Origin of the sequence: Pseudomonas lurida (genome assembly GCF_002563895.1) — a bacterium.
GTDB classification, from domain to species: domain Bacteria; phylum Pseudomonadota; class Gammaproteobacteria; order Pseudomonadales; family Pseudomonadaceae; genus Aquipseudomonas; species Aquipseudomonas lurida.
In genome coordinates this window covers 1390056-1404828 of record NZ_PDJB01000001.1, presented here as the reverse complement: position 1 = coordinate 1404828, position 14773 = coordinate 1390056, and the positions used below count along the sequence as shown (strand labels likewise).

The following is a 14773-nucleotide window of genomic DNA, read 5'->3' as shown; positions in this document are numbered from 1 at the left end:
CTTAGTCCTTGAAGAACTGGTTGGCCTGACTGAACGGCATCTTGCGCTCGGTAAAGGTGAACGTCCCCAGTTCATGCACCTCTTGGGCCGCACGATAGAACTCACCATAAGCCGCCAACGCCAGGGCCGAACCGACGCTGATGCGTCGCACGCCCATTTCGCTCAGCTGCACGACGCTCAGGTTCAAGCCCCCAGACATCAACACATTGACAGGCTTGGGCGCCACCGCCTTGACCACCGCCAGCACTTCCTCGGCACTTCGCAGGGCCGGCGCGTACAGCACGTCGGCACCGGCTTCGGCGTACGCCTGCAGGCGCCGGATTGTGTCGGCCAGATCAAGGCGCCCATGCAGGAGATTCTCCGCGCGGGCCGTCAGGGTGAAGGGGAATGGCAGGCTGCGGGCAGCGGCAACCGCGGCTTCGACGCGCTCGACGGACAGGTCAAAGGGATAGATCGGGTCAACGGCAATGCCCGTGGCATCTTCGATGGATCCGCCGACGATCCCCGTGGCAGCGGCACGCAGGATTGCCTGGGCGCAGCCTTCTGGGGTGTCGCTGAAGCCATTTTCCAGGTCGGCCGCCACCGGCAACGCCGTGGCCTTGGCAATCATGCTGGCATTGAACAACGTGTCTTCCAGGGACAACGCCCCCTCTGCATCCGGGCGTCCCAGGCTGAACGCGTAGCCCGCGCTGGTGGTGGCCAGCGCTTCAAAGCCCAGGCTGGCCAGCATCACGGCGGAGCCCGCATCCCACGGGTTGGGCATCACGAATGCGCGATCACGCTCATGCAAGGCTTTGAAGGTTTCAGCGCGAAGGGTTTGGGCATCCATGTCGGGCTCCTGGCGGGTAAGGGAGCCCTAGAGTAACCCCAGTTGCTCCGCTACGGGGGCGCGATCCAAGGTCGGAAGGGGCGGCAGCCCAGGTAGACGCGCCATCAACTGTTCGTGGAAACGCAGGGCCAACTGCGCGGCGAGGCGGTTATCCGAAGTGTGCAGGAACACATAAGGGGTGCGGCCTTCTTCGATCCAGCCAGCGACTTTTTCCACCCACGGCACCAAGAACGGATCATTGGCTTCCAGTTCGGGATGACCGATAAACCGTACCTGGGGAAACGGCGTCAGCGCCGCTGGCCGCGGTGGCACCTTGGGCTTTTTCGATTGAGCGTGCAGCACGGCGGCCGAGGTGGACGTGCAACTGAACAAGGCGCGAGGGTCCAGGCAGATTCGCTCAACGCCCCGGTCCCGCAACAAGCGATTGAGCATGCGCTCGGCATCGCCTTTGGCGAAGAACTCCGAATGGCGTACTTCCACCGCCATCGGCCGCTCCAGGCTATCAATGAAACCTGCCAATTCCCCCAGGCGCTGCGGCGTAAACGTCGCGGGCAACTGCAACCACAGAGGCGATACCCGCTCACCCAAGGGGCTCATCAAGCCAACAAAGCTTTCTGCTGCTGGCAGTTGCTCAATCAAGTTGCCGCTGTGGCTGATATCACCGGGGAATTTGGCCGTGAAGCGGAAATCGTCGGGCATGATCTCGGCCCAGCGTTGCACGGTGGCCGCCGAGGGGCGCGCGTAGAACGTGGTATTGCCTTCCACGGCGTTGAAGACTTGGGAATAAAGCGCGAGGTAATCACTGGAACGGGCATCGGCGGGGTACAGGTACTCGCGCCAGGCGTTTTCACTCCAGGACGGGCAACCGAGGTGGTAAGGCAGACGCATCAGATGTGAATGTCGAGACCCAGCACTTCCATGTCCCATTCGACAAAACCGGCGGTGGTCAGGTAGCTGGCCAGAGCGTTAGCAACGCTTTTGCTCATGGAGCGCGGGAAGACCATGTCTTGCTGACGGGCGGGAAGACCGCTGATACGCGCTTGGGAGTTGGCCTGCGCATCGGGCTGGACTTCGATGAAGTCCGGTGAATCCTCGACGGACTCGTCTACCGTGACGTTTGCCTTACGCGGCTTACGCTTGATGGGGTAGGACTGTGAGGAAAAGCCGTCTATACGCATCGATGCGAACTCGGTATCGGTGATGGCATTTTAGTGGCGCAATCCGTAGCGCGCAAATGCTCTGGTGATAACTAGAACACATAATTTGAAAAAGGTTTAAAACCGGGGTCAAATTCTGACGATTGGTGAACTTAGCCCCAAATTGCCATCATTTTTGACGTCAAATAATCCCGCGCTCTGCCTTGGTCTGCGCCACTTTATCGCGCAGGTACACAGGCGCAGCCTGGTCTGCGGGAATCGCCTCGCCCCGTTCGAAGGCGAAGCGCGCGAGCGCCAACAAGTCTTCAGCGTGGGGCAACATCGCTGCGTCCTGCCCTACCAACGGCACAGCGATGCGCTCGCCATAACCCCAGCCGGTGCCTGCACCGAACCAGTCGCCGCTGGCATCGCCAGGCAATTGCGAAGACTCCGGAGGCTGCACGGCTTCCACGCCGACCAGGCGCATCTCGCCCGCCGTTTCGCGGTAGCAGCCCCAATAGACTTCATCCATGCGTGCATCGATGGCCGCCGCAACCTGGTGTGCACCGTGTTCACGCAAGGCGCGCTGGGCCAGCACGGCAAGGTTGGACACCGGCAATACCGGGCGTTCCAGCGCAAATGCCAAGCCCTGCACCACGCCAATGGCGATGCGTACACCCGTGAATGCACCCGGCCCACGGCCGAAGGCGATGGCGTCTACCGCAGCCAAGGTGGTACCGGCGTCTTCCAGCAGCTGCTTGATCATCGGCAACAGCTTCTGCGCGTGCAGGCGCGGGATCACCTTGTAGTGGCTCGTTACCTTGCCATCGTGCAGCAAGGCAACGGAGCAAGCTTCAGTCGCGGTGTCCAGGGCCAGCAGGGTGCTCATCGGTGTGGGTGTCCAAGTCGAAAAAAGAGTGCGCCATTATAAACAACAACGGCCCGCAAGCGGGCCGTTATCCGTGAAGCAGAGGGTGTGATCAGCTCAGTGCTTGCAGCACTTTGGCGGTGATCGCTTCCACCGAGCCGACGCCAGGAATGTGGCTGTACTTCGGCTTGCCCTGGGCTGCGGACAACTTCTGGTAGAAATCCACCAGCGGTTTGGTCTGGGAGTGGTAGACCGACAGGCGATGACGCACGGTTTCTTCAGTGTCGTCCTTGCGCTGTACCAGGTCTTCGCCGGTCACATCGTCCTTGCCTTCAACCTTTGGCGGGTTGTAGACGGTGTGGTACACGCGGCCGGAGGCTTCGTGAACGCGACGACCGGCAATGCGCTGGACGATCTCTTCATCTTCAACCGCGATTTCGACCACTGCATCCAGCTCGACGCCAGCCTTCACTAGGGCTTCAGCCTGGGGAATGGTGCGCGGGAAGCCGTCGAACAGGAAACCGTTCTTGCAGTCTTCCTGGCTGATGCGTTCCTTGACCAGGTTGATGATCAAGTCATCGGAAACCAGGCCACCGCTGTCCATCACGCTCTTGGCGATCAGGCCCAGCTCGGTGCCAGCCTTGACGGCCGCACGCAGCATGTCGCCGGTGGAGATTTGTGGAATGCCGAATTTTTCAGTGATGAACTTTGCCTGAGTACCTTTACCGGCCCCGGGAGCTCCCAGCAGAATGACGCGCATCGATGTGCTCCTCAATTTTTTATAGAGATGACGCTCGGATTCGCCGCGAGGGGCCAATCGCGTAAAAATAGAATTCGGGCCGCCCAAACGGCCAAAGGCTGATCAAGATACACAGCAGGCCTTAACCACACAAGCCGCCGAAAGTCGCAGGAACCCGCGTCGTGCATGCGTCATACGTAGGGTGTGCCTGAGTGCAACCCGGCCCCGTAAACGCCGACCGCCCTTTTCCGGGCGGCCGTCGTGGTTTACCTGCAAGCCCTTGAGAACACGCAAAAAACCTTAGCCAGTGTTACGCAAACCAGCGGCAATACCCGCTACGGAGACCAGCAGCGCCTGTTCCAGAGGGCTGTCCTGCGCCGCTTCCTGCTGGCGCGAGCGCGCCAGCAACTCGGCCTGCAACAAGTGCAAGGGGTCAAGATAGGTGTTGCGCAGCCGGATAAACTCCAAGGTGTCGGGGCTGTGAGCCAGCAGTTGCGACTGGCCAGTCAGGCCAAGCACCACGCCGCACGCCTGCGACAATAGGTCGCGCAAATGCGCACCCAATGGCAGCAGGTCTGGCTGCACCAGGCGCTCGTCGTACAGGCGGGCAATGTCGGCGTCGGCCTTGGCCAGCACCATTTCCAACATGTCGATGCGGGTACGGAAGAACGGCCACTGCTCGCGCATCTGCCCCAGCAGCTCGCCTTCGCCGCGCTCCAGGGCCTTGCTCAGCGCCGCCTCCCAGCCCAGCCAGGCTGGCAGCATCAGGCGGGTCTGGGTCCAGCCAAAGATCCACGGGATCGCCCGCAAGCTTTCAATCCCGCCGGCACGGCGCTTGGCCGGACGACTGCCCAAGGGCAAGCGCCCCAGTTCCTGTTCCGGCGTGGATTGGCGGAAATACTCGACGAACTGCGGATTTTCCCGCACCACCGCACGGTAGGCGCTGACACCGTCGGCCGCCAATTCATCCATCAAATGGCGCCAGGCCGGCTCGGGCGGCGGCGGTGGCAACAGGGTCGCCTCCAATACGGCCGCCAGGTAAAGGTTGAGGTTCTGCTCGGCGATATCCGGCAGGCCGAACTTGAAGCGAATCATCTCGCCCTGTTCGGTGGTGCGGAACCGCCCCGCCACCGAACCCGGCGGCTGTGACAGGATCGCCGCGTGGGCTGGGCCGCCGCCACGGCCCACGGTGCCACCGCGACCGTGGAACAACAGCAGTTCCACTTGTTGCTCGCGGCAGATATCCACCAGCCGCTCCTGCGCGCGGTACTGCGCCCAGGCCGCGGCGGTGGTGCCCGCGTCCTTGGCCGAGTCCGAGTAGCCGATCATCACTTCCTGGGGCCCCTGCAAACGCGTGCGATAGCCCGGCAGCAGCAACAGTTGCTCGATCACCGGGCCGGCGTTATCCAGATCGGCCAGGGTCTCGAACAGCGGCACTACGCGCATCGGCCGTTGCACGCCCGACTCTTTAAGCAGCAGTTGCACCGCCAGCACGTCCGACGCAGCGCCGGCCATGGAGATGACATACGAACCCAACGACGCAGCCGGCGCGGCGGCGACTTCCTTACAGGTGTTCAGGACTTCGGCGGTGTCGGCCGAGGGTTTGAAATAGCCCGGCAGCAGCGGCCGACGATTGGACAGCTCTTTCATCAAGAAGCTGATACGCGCCTCTTCGTCCCAGTCTTCGTAGCGTCCCAGGCCGAGGTAATCGGTGATTTCTGTCATGGCCGCCGAATGACGGCTGGAATCCTGGCGCACATCCAGGCGCACCAGGAACAAACCGAACGTCACTGCGCGCCGCAGGCAGTCGAGCAACGGACCATCGGCGATCACGCCCATGCCGCACTCATGCAGCGACTGATAGCACAGCTCCAGCGGCTCCAGCAGGTCACGATTGTTCTGCAACACCTCGGCAGGCGCCGGTGTGCTGCTGCTCAACGCCGTATGCGCCCATTGGCGCGTGGCCCGCAGGCGTTCGCGCAATTGCTTGAGCAGGGCGCGATACGGTTCGACGCTGTCGCCGACCTTGGCCTGCAACGCCGGGCTGGCTTGCTGCATCGACAGCTCGGAAGCCAAATGGTCGACGTCGCGCAGGTACAGGTCGGCCGCCATCCAGCGCGCCAGCAGTAATACTTCACGGGTCACCGGCGCGGTGACATTCGGGTTGCCGTCACGGTCGCCCCCCATCCATGAGGCAAAGCGGATCGGCGCCGCCTCCAGGGGCAAGCGCAGGCCAGTGGCGGCGTGCAGGGCCTGGTCAGCCTTGCGCAGGTAATTGGGAATGGCGTGCCACAGCGAATGTTCGATGACCGCAAAGCCCCACTTGGCCTCGTCCACCGGCGTGGGCCGGGTGCGGCGGATCTCTTCGGTGTGCCAGGCTTCTGCGATCAAGCGCTGCAGGCGCTGGCGGATCTGCTCGCGCTCCGCCGTGGTGAGGTCACGGTGATCCTGCAGCGCCAGTTGGGCGGCAATCGCATCGTATTTCTGGATCAGGGTGCGGCGCGCCACTTCGGTGGGGTGGGCGGTAAGGACCAGCTCGATCTCCAGGCGCCCCAACTGGCGCGCCAGGGATTCGTTGCTGTGGCCTTCGGCTTGCAGGCGCGCCAGCAACTCGGGCAATACGCGAGACTCGAAGGGCGCCGGTTGCGACTCATCGCGCCGGTGAATCAGTTGGTATTGCTCGGCGATGTTGGCCAGGTTGAGGAACTGGTTGAACGCCCGGGCAACCGGCAGCAGTTCGTGTTCCTGCAACTGGTTGAGGCTGCTGCTCAGTTCATCGCCCGCCCCGCGGCGGTCGGCCTTGGCGCCTTTGCGGATCTGCTCGATTTTGTCGAGAAAGTCATCGCCGTACTGCTCTCGAATGGTGTTGCCCAACAGCTCACCCAGCAGGTGAACATCCTCACGCAAGCGTGCATCGATATCACTCATCAGCCAATCTCCAGCCAGAAATCCGGGACGCGCAGGTCTGCCAGAGTGCCGCCAGCATCGTTTTATGACAAGACTTTAAACCTTGTGGGTTGCAGCGAGTCTCAACACTGAGTCGCCCGTGTTTATCCATACGCGCGACTGGTCACTCATCACCGCCTGCCATCGCGGGCTTCATTGAGGTTGCCATGAAAATCCGAGAATTGGCCCAGCATTGGGAAGAGAACGCCAAGGGTCGCTTGACCAAGACCGAATACGCCATCCATCTGGATGTGGAATCCGCCGCAAGGCTGGCGGCCATCGCCGAAATGTACCCCAAGCGCAGCACCGAGGAACTGCTCGGCGAGCTGATCGGCGCCGCCCTCGAAGAGTTGGAAGCCAGCTTTCCCTATATCAAGGGCCAGCAGGTGATTGCCACCGATGAAGAGGGTGACCCGCTGTACGAAGATGTCGGCCCTACCCCGCGCTTCCTGACGCTGTCGCGGCGTTATCTGCATGATTTGTCGGCCAGCAGCGACGAACAGAAACACTGAAACTCTCACGCCAGACCCTTGTACGCCGGGCCCCTCGCGGGTCGGGCGTACCGCTGCGCGACGCATAAGTTCCAAGTTTTTTACCCTGACCAATCAGTCAAATATTTTTTTAGGCAAATCGCCATCTTCTCTGAACTTTTGAAAAAAGCCTCCGGTCACAGCCAGTAAGCCATCACTTGGAACGGTCGTTTTAAAGGCTTATTTGCGCTTAAGCGCCAAGCCCCGGCCGCAGACCAGTGACATGGATTTTGATGTTTTTCAGGAGTTATCCAATGGAGTTGAAGACGATGAAGACCAGCACTGCCAAATCCTCGTTTAACCATCTGCGCGGGCTCAAATTGGCCGCGCTGGCAATCGGCACCAGCTTCGTTCTGGCAGGTTGCGCCGGTAACCCGCCGACCGAGCAGTACGCGGTGACCCAGTCCGCTGTAAACAGCGCGGTCAGCGCCGGCGGCACCGAGTACGCGGCTGTAGAGATGAAGTCGGCCCAGGACAAGCTCAAGCAAGCCGAGATTGCCATGCACGACAAGAACTACGACGAAGCCCGTCGCCTGGCTGAACAAGCCGAGTGGGACGCTCGCGTTGCAGAGCGCAAGGCTCAGGCTGCCAAGGCTGAACAGGCTGTGAAGGATTCCCAGAAGGCTGTTGATGAGTTGCGTAAGGAAGGTATGCGTCCAGCTGCTATCCAGCAGAAGTAAGACGCCCCCCTTGACCGCATCGCACCTGATATCGAATTGAAAGGACGACACGACTATGCGTAAACAATTGATGATCCCTGCCCTGCTGGCGATGAGCGTTGCACTGGCGGCCTGCTCCACCCCGCCGAACGCGAACCTGGAAAACGCACGGACCAATTTCTCGGCCCTGCAAACCAACCCGCAAGCCACCAAGCTCGCGGCACTGGAAACCAAGGACGCCAGCGAATGGCTGGACAAGGCTGACAAGGCCTACCGCGACAAGGAAGACGAGAAGAAAGTCGACCAGTTGGCTTACCTGACCAACCAGCGCGTTGAAGTGGCCAAAGACACCATCGTGCTGCGCGAATCCGAAGCCAAGCTGAAAAACGCTGGCGACGAACGTGCCCGCGCACTGCTGGATGCTCGTGACGCACAGATCAAGCAACTGCAAGACAGCCTGAATGCCAAGCAGACCGATCGCGGTACGCTGGTGACCTTCGGTGACGTGCTGTTCGCCACCAACAAGTCCGACCTGAAATCCAGCGGTCTGGTGAACATCACCAAGCTGGCTCAGTTCCTGCGCGACAACCCGGACCGTAAAGTAATTGTCGAAGGCTACACCGACAGCACGGGTTCCGATTCGTACAACCAGAGCCTGTCCGAGCGTCGTGCTGCTTCCGTACAGCGTGCACTGGCTCAACAAGGCGTGGATATTTCGCGCATCGTGACCCAGGGTTACGGCAAGGAATACCCGGTTGCCGACAACGGCAGCGTCTCGGGTCGTGCCATGAACCGCCGCGTTGAAGTGACCATCTCCAACGACAACCAGCCAGTCAAGCCACGTTCTTCCGTTGCTTACTGATTGATTGAGGCTGCATGAAAAAACCCACCTCACGGTGGGTTTTTTTTGCCTGTCAGACGCTGACTTTGCGGCCGTTGTCACTGTCCGGCATCATCGCCTGCATGCCTTCGCGTCCCGCCATCATTTTCTTGATCTGTTCAGGATCCAGCTGAGCTGCGGAGCCACCAGAGCCAGCGGAACCGCTGCTCGACAGCATTTCCAAGAGTTTCCTGAGCAGTTCGGTGTCAGTCTTGCCCCCCTGCTGCGGCCCCTCCTGCCTCAGGCTTTGCTGCCCCCTGGCCATGCCCAACATTTTGCCGATAGCGCCAATATCCATCATCAATCTCCAGAGCTGAATGTGTAAGTTGCCTGTCGGTACCGCTGACAAAGTAGTCAGTGGTGTCTGAAGACATTCGGTTCCAGTCATTTCCGGCTATTGACGATGAGCTAACGGCTATTGCTGCAATTGCGGGGTTTCCTGGCCCATGCAACGCACGGCCTGCTTCTTGTTGTTCACCAGCACACCGCTCAGGCCTTTCTGCTCGGTGTCGAACATCACCAGTACGCCATCGACGCACTGCGCCACTTGCGCGGCCGGGGTCAGGGAGATCTTGTAATCCTCGCCTGGCACGGTCTTGAGCAGGGTGAAATCGCTGAGCAGCAACGCATCTTCCGGCTTGGCGAAGTGCAAGTAGCCGTAGTACCACAGGCAACCGACGGTACCGATGATGGTGCCGATGCCGGTGAGGATCAGCGGGATCATGTTGCGTTCTTCGCTCATTGCGGGCTCTCTGATGAATCAACGTTGGGAGTGGGGTAGTTCGGAATTTCGCCCAGGCGGCGCAAACCGTTGAAGTGTTGCGGGTCATCGAGATAGCGCAGCATCACGGTTTGCCAGGTCTTGTCGGCAAAGGTCTGCACATGCCCGCCCCGAGTCAGTTGCAACACCCTCGGCGGCGGCGCAGCCTGGTACAGGCGGATGCCGTTGGCCACGGGCACGATCGGGTCATCCAGGCTGTGGAACAACAGCTTCGGTACGCCCGTCAGCCGAGGCATGGCATGGATCGCACTGTCGTCGTCCGGTACCAGCCACGACAAAGGCACCTGGAACGGCCATGTTAACCAGGAGGTGCTCAGGGCGAATTGTCCTACGTCACGATAACTGGCGGGCACGCCGTCCAGCACCAGTGCCTTGAGCCGGGATTGGCGCTCCGGGTGGGCGGCCAGGTAGTGCACCGCCAATGCCCCCCCCAGGCTTTGGCCGAGCACGATCAACGGCTGGCCTTGGGTTTCGGGGGCCTTGTCGATCCAGTTGAACGCCGCGTCTACATCCTGATAGATCGCGGGTAACGAGGGCTTGCCTTGCGACAAGCCATAACCGCGATAGTCCAGCAACAACACCTGGTAGCCCTGCTCAGGCAACCACCAACTGCCACCCAGGTGCCAGGCCAGGTTGCCGCCGTTGCCATGCAAGTGCAGCACCGTGCCCTTGAGCGGCACACCGGGTTTGGCCGGCAGCCACCAGGCGTGGAGCTTTACGCCGTCGGCGGTGGTCAAGGTGACGTCGCGGTATTGCAATCGGGCTTTTTCCGGCGTGAAGGGCAGGCCGGGTTCGGGATAGAACAGCAGGGAGCTGCAGCCGTTCAATGTGAGTAGCAGGCACAGAATGCCGAGGATTCTCATCCGTTGAAGCCTCGCTGGTAGGTTGTACTCATTTCTCGACAGCAAATGAGATCACAGGGGCGCACTGGCTTGCCGGCGATGGCGGTGTATCAGTCGCCGTTGGTGTCACTCAAAGACCGCCATCACAGGCACGCCAGCTCCCACATTTTTTATCCGGTTTCGCCAGCCATATTGCCTAAAGGATATTCGAGTAATCCGCCTCGATCCGATCCAGGCTCAAGTGGTTGAGGAAGTTGGAGAAGCACATCCACGCTGCCAGCGCATTCATGTCGCGGAACTGCTCGGGCAGGTATTTGGGAGGCACCACCAGGCCTTCGTCGACCAGTTGGCGCAGGGTGCGCATGTCTTCCAGGGTGGTCTTACCGCAGAACAGCAGCGGCACTTGTTCCAGCTTGCCTTTGCGCACGGCAAGCTGGATGTAGTTGTAGACCATGATAAAGCCCTTGAGGTAGGACAGATCCTTGGTAAACGGCAGGCCAGTCGGCACCGAGCCACGGAATACGCGACTGGCGTTGCCGTAGCTTTCAGCCATCTCAAAGCCTTGCTCGCGGAAAAATTCGAACACCTGCAGGAAATCAGCACCCTCTTCCACCATGTGGATAGCGCGGGTACGGTTGGTCAGCTTGCGCAGGCGACTCGGGTAGGAGGCGAAGGTGATGATCTCCATCAGGATCGCCAGCCCCTCCTGGGTCACGGTGGACGACGGCGGGCCCTTGGACAGGAAGGTGCAGATCGGCTGGTTCTGGCCATTGAGCGTGGTGCCCACATGCACCAGGCCTTCATGCACTTCGAGGGCACGCACGTCGCGGTCGTTGAACATCGCATCGGCGCGGATCTTGATGTAGTCGGCGCCCGCCGCTGCGTCGGCGACGATACCGTCGGACTCGAACACACGGATGGTCTCTTCGGCCTCACCGAATACCTTGTTCAGGCGGGTTTGCAGCAAGGCGACGGCGTCCTTGGCGGTGAGCGTCTTGGCTTCGTCCTTGAGGTCCCCACGGCCGTCGATATTGTTCAGGTAGTCGGACAGCATCAGGCCCAGGTCGGCCAGGGTCGGGTCGCCGGCATGGAACGCATCGGAGGCGGCGCCGTAGAGTTCCTGGGAGATCAGGCCGAAATCCTCGGTACCACGCGCTTCGAGCATGCGCACCACCATGCGGTACTCCTTGCACATGCGGCGCATGATCTGCCCCACCGGGCTGAACTGGCCAAGGCGACGGGTGATGTCGCGCTCGATGTTCTGGAACTCCAGCTTCACCGCGCTGGAGTCGAACGACAGCGGCCGGTTGAGGTAGTAATCGCGGTCAACTGCGGGCATTTCCCTGCCCTTGGCCTTGAGGAATCCCTGGCGAATATTCTCGTCCCACTTCACGGCGTCGAGGACGCGAATCGGTGTTTGCGCCAGCACAATGCGATCAGACAAGGTGCGTATCGTCTGCTGGTAATCGTCCACCCGTTGCTTCCTCTTTAAACGTTATTTGCCCGTGCGCTGGTAGCGTACGGCTTCCACGAATACATCGGCATTGGCCGGGTCATCCAGGTAGGCAAACACCTGGTCCAAAGGACTGTCCACCAGAACCCCGGCGCCTTCGACGGTGTCTACGGTGCTGCCGTGCAACACCTTCTGGCCGATCGCTTGATGGATCTGCTCAAGGTCGAGGTTGTAGACCACCAATTCGTGCTTTTCGCTGATTTCAAAACCCGCCAGGATGAAATGCCCGCCCAGCTTGGCCGGCAACGGCGCCGACAGGTACCAGCGATTGCCATGGCGCGACACGCTGAACAGGTACTCGTCACGCTGGCCCGGCTTGGCTGTAGGGTAGCTCACGGCTTTGTAACGGTGTTCACCGACGCGCGTGATTCGCAGGTTGAGCGGCTCGCCCCAGGCGTTCTTGCTCGACCATTGGCCCAGCAGCGCGGGCGGCGCGGCTTCATGGGCAGGCAGAGGGTCCTTAAAGGTCACCAGGCACCCGCTGAGCAGCAGGAACGACAGGGCAATTACCGCAACGCGCCAGGTTTTCATCACATTCCCCATCAGGTGAGGGAACTGGCTTGCCTGCATACAGCCACCTCGGCGCTTCAGGTGAACCGAGGTGATGCAATCGCAGGCAAGCCAGCTCCCACATAAAGCGGATCGCGCATCGGCTTGGCTAGACCGAGGCCAACACCAAATGCATATAACGCTTGAGGATCTCAAGCATCTCGTCACCGGTCAGAGGCTCTGCACCGCCCAGCAGGCCCTGATATTCCATCCGACTGATTATCGCCGTCAACACTTTGGCATCCTGTTGCGGCTCGCGGGAGCCCAACACCTGGAAAAACTGCCCCGTGCCCTGCAACAGAATTTGCTGATGGGAACGCACCAACTCCGCCAGGCGCGGGTTGAGCAAGGCTTCCTGGCGAAATGCCTGCTCGGCCATGAGGTGTTCACGACGGTTGGTCAGTTGGCGCAGCACATAGTCGGCCGTCAGCCGTGCGATGTCGTCGGCCAATTGCGAACGTGACTGCGGGCTGCCGTCACCATAGGCGACCATTTCGCGCAGCAGGCCTTCGTTACGCACCCACAGTTTGCCCATGAATGCAGCGCTGCGCTCGACGTATTGGGCGAAGGTATCGGTGAGCAGGTCATCGATATCCTTGAAATAGTAGGTAGTGGCCGACAACGGCACCCCCGCCTCTGCCGCCACCGCCCGATGGCGCACGGCTCGCACGCCGTCACGCACCACAATGCGCATGGCCGCATCGAGAATGTCCTGCCTGCGCTGCTCGCTGCCCCGACGGCTGGCCTTGCGGCCCTGGTACTGGACGCTTTCAGCCACGGCAGCAGCAATGCCAGCGGCGCCTTCTTGAGCCATTACGCGGTTCACGACACACATCCTTGAATAGATCAAAACCTGGCGCTGTTTGCTTGACGCTGATAGACGCCACATAAAAAAGCCGCCTTATAAAAGGCGGCTTCGGATTGCTCTACGCTTACGCTTGTGGCCGCATGTGCGGGAACAAGATCACGTCGCGGATCGACGGCGAGTTGGTCAACAGCATCACCAGGCGGTCGATGCCGATGCCTTCACCGGCCGTTGGCGGCATGCCGTATTCCAGGGCACGCACGAAGTCAGCGTCGTAATGCATGGCTTCGTCGTCGCCGGCGTCCTTGTCGGCCACCTGGGCCATGAAACGCTCGGCCTGGTCTTCCGCATCATTGAGCTCGGAGTAGGCGTTGGCAATTTCGCGACCGCCGATGAACAGCTCGAAACGGTCGGTGACGTTCGGGTTGTCGTCGTTGCGACGGGCCAGCGGAGACACTTCGAACGGGTACTGGGTGATGAAGTGCGGCTGTTCGAGCTTGTGCTCCACCAGCTCTTCGAAAATCATCACCTGCAGTTTGCCCAGGCCTTCGAAGCCCAGCACCTTGGCGCCGGCTTTCTTGGCGATCGCACGGGCCTTGTCAATGTCGTTCAGGTCGTCGGCGGTCAACTCAGGGTTGTACTTGAGGATCGAGTCGAATACCGACAGACGCACGAACGGCTCGCCGAAATGGAACACCTTGTCGCCGTATGGCACGTCGGTGCTGCCCAGGACCAGCTGCGCCAGCTCGCGGAACAGTTCTTCGGTCAGGTCCATGTTGTCTTCGTAGTCGGCGTAGGCCTGGTAGAACTCCAACATGGTGAATTCTGGGTTGTGACGGGTCGAAACGCCTTCGTTACGGAAGTTGCGGTTGATCTCGAACACTTTTTCAAAACCGCCAACCACCAGGCGCTTGAGGTACAGCTCCGGTGCGATACGCAGGAACATTTCCATGTCCAGCGCATTGTGGTGGGTTTCGAACGGCTTGGCTGCGGCACCACCTGGGATGGTCTGCAGCATCGGGGTTTCCACTTCCAGGAAATCACGCTTCATCAGGAAGCTGCGGATGTGGGCGATGACTTGCGAACGCACGCGGAAAGTCTGGCGCACCTCTTCGTTGACGATCAGGTCAACGTAGCGCTGGCGATAGCGCTGCTCGGTGTCGGTCAGGCCGTGGTGCTTGTCTGGCAGTGGGCGCAGTGACTTGGTGAGCAGGCGTACGCTGGTCATTTCCACGTACAGGTCGCCCTTGCCGGAACGGGCCAGGGTGCCTTCGGCAGCAATGATGTCGCCCATGTCCCAGGTTTTCACCGAGGCCAGGGTCTCTTCCGACAGGGTCTTGCGGTTGACGTAGACCTGGATACGGCCGGTCATGTCCTGGATCACCATGAACGAGCCACGGTTGAGCATGATGCGACCTGCCACCTTGACCGGGATCGCAGCCTCTGCCAGCTCTTCCTTGGTCTTGTCCGCGTACTGTTTTTGCAAGGCATCGCAATAGTTTTCGCGGCGGAAGTCGTTGGGGAAGGCATTGCCCTTGGCGCGCTCGGCAGCAAGCTTTTCCTTGCGCAGGGCGATCAGGGAGTTTTCTTCCTGTTGCAGGGCTTGCGGGTCGAGTTGTTGGTCGCTCATGTCTTTAAATTTTCCATCGGGTTCGTTGTCCCCGGCCTACGGCCGGGGATCGCCGGCAAGCCGGCT

At 60.7% G+C, this 14773-nt stretch carries 16 protein-coding genes; 3 read left to right on the top strand and 13 right to left on the bottom strand.

Annotated elements, in window-relative coordinates; translation table 11 throughout:
* Position 1: 1 nt before the first annotated feature.
* From ATH90_RS06345 to ppc, 6 genes are all read right to left on the bottom strand, one after another.
* Positions 2-829: an isocitrate lyase/PEP mutase family protein gene (locus ATH90_RS06345; protein WP_098465893.1), complete on the bottom strand. Its 828-nt coding sequence runs from the start codon at positions 827-829 to the stop codon at positions 2-4.
* Between the two features lie 27 nt (positions 830-856).
* A complete protein-coding gene (locus ATH90_RS06340) occupies positions 857-1717 on the bottom strand; it encodes a DUF72 domain-containing protein (RefSeq protein ID WP_098465892.1) in 861 nt (286 codons plus the stop codon).
* On the bottom strand, positions 1717-2007 hold the full coding sequence (locus tag ATH90_RS06335; protein ID WP_034102475.1) for a hypothetical protein: 291 nt from the start codon (positions 2005-2007) through the stop codon (positions 1717-1719). The genes ATH90_RS06340 and ATH90_RS06335 overlap by 1 nt, the downstream gene beginning before the upstream one ends.
* A gap of 160 nt (positions 2008-2167) precedes the next feature.
* Positions 2168-2854, bottom strand: coding sequence for a tRNA (adenosine(37)-N6)-threonylcarbamoyltransferase complex dimerization subunit type 1 TsaB (gene tsaB, locus ATH90_RS06330; RefSeq protein WP_098465891.1), 687 nt, complete (start codon positions 2852-2854; stop codon positions 2168-2170).
* A gap of 91 nt (positions 2855-2945) precedes the next feature.
* Entirely contained in the window at positions 2946-3593 is a 648-nt protein-coding gene (gene adk, locus ATH90_RS06325) for an adenylate kinase (protein WP_010212617.1), read from the bottom strand.
* Positions 3594-3872: 279 nt separating this feature from the next.
* Entirely contained in the window at positions 3873-6500 is a 2628-nt protein-coding gene (ppc, locus tag ATH90_RS06320) for a phosphoenolpyruvate carboxylase (protein ID WP_069022092.1), read from the bottom strand.
* Between the two features lie 185 nt (positions 6501-6685).
* On the opposite strand from ppc, the gene ATH90_RS06315 reads away from it, so the two are divergent.
* From ATH90_RS06315 to lptF, 3 genes are all read left to right on the top strand, one after another.
* Complete coding sequence (locus ATH90_RS06315; protein WP_098465890.1) at positions 6686-7030, top strand: pilin assembly protein; 345 nt, start codon at positions 6686-6688, stop codon at positions 7028-7030.
* 272 nt (positions 7031-7302) lie between these two features.
* A complete protein-coding gene (locus ATH90_RS06310) occupies positions 7303-7728 on the top strand; it encodes a DUF4398 domain-containing protein (protein WP_033902822.1) in 426 nt (141 codons plus the stop codon).
* 55 nt (positions 7729-7783) lie between these two features.
* Positions 7784-8569 carry a lipotoxin F family OmpA-related lipoprotein LptF gene (gene lptF / locus ATH90_RS06305; protein ID WP_034102471.1) on the top strand — a complete coding sequence of 262 codons (786 nt, stop codon included), beginning with the start codon at positions 7784-7786 and terminating at the stop codon, positions 8567-8569.
* 52 nt (positions 8570-8621) lie between these two features.
* Here the strand turns inward: lptF and ATH90_RS06300 are convergent, their stop codons facing one another.
* The 7 genes from ATH90_RS06300 to lysS all read right to left on the bottom strand — a co-directional run bounded on the left by ATH90_RS06300 (position 8622) and on the right by lysS (position 14707).
* Entirely contained in the window at positions 8622-8885 is a 264-nt protein-coding gene (locus tag ATH90_RS06300) for a hypothetical protein (RefSeq protein ID WP_052211064.1), read from the bottom strand.
* 117 nt (positions 8886-9002) lie between these two features.
* Entirely contained in the window at positions 9003-9329 is a 327-nt protein-coding gene (locus ATH90_RS06295; protein WP_069022076.1) for a PA3694 family proteiin, read from the bottom strand.
* On the bottom strand, positions 9326-10231 hold the full coding sequence (locus ATH90_RS06290) for an alpha/beta hydrolase (protein ID WP_098465889.1): 906 nt from the start codon (positions 10229-10231) through the stop codon (positions 9326-9328). Before ATH90_RS06290 ends, ATH90_RS06295 begins: the two co-directional genes overlap by 4 nt.
* 175 nt (positions 10232-10406) lie before the next feature.
* Positions 10407-11684, bottom strand: coding sequence for a flavohemoglobin expression-modulating QEGLA motif protein (locus ATH90_RS06285; protein WP_034102468.1), 1278 nt, complete (start codon positions 11682-11684; stop codon positions 10407-10409).
* Between the two features lie 21 nt (positions 11685-11705).
* Positions 11706-12254 carry a hypothetical protein gene (locus ATH90_RS06280; protein ID WP_034102467.1) on the bottom strand — a complete coding sequence of 183 codons (549 nt, stop codon included), beginning with the start codon at positions 12252-12254 and terminating at the stop codon, positions 11706-11708.
* 127 nt (positions 12255-12381) lie between these two features.
* The gene (locus ATH90_RS06275) at positions 12382-13098 is read right to left on the bottom strand and encodes a TetR/AcrR family transcriptional regulator (protein ID WP_080758224.1); all 717 of its coding nucleotides are present in this window, start codon (positions 13096-13098) and stop codon (positions 12382-12384) included.
* Between the two features lie 106 nt (positions 13099-13204).
* Positions 13205-14707, bottom strand: a complete 1503-nt coding sequence (gene lysS, locus ATH90_RS06270) for a lysine--tRNA ligase (protein WP_008431110.1) — start codon at positions 14705-14707, stop codon at positions 13205-13207.
* Between the last annotated feature and the right edge of the window lie 66 nt (positions 14708-14773).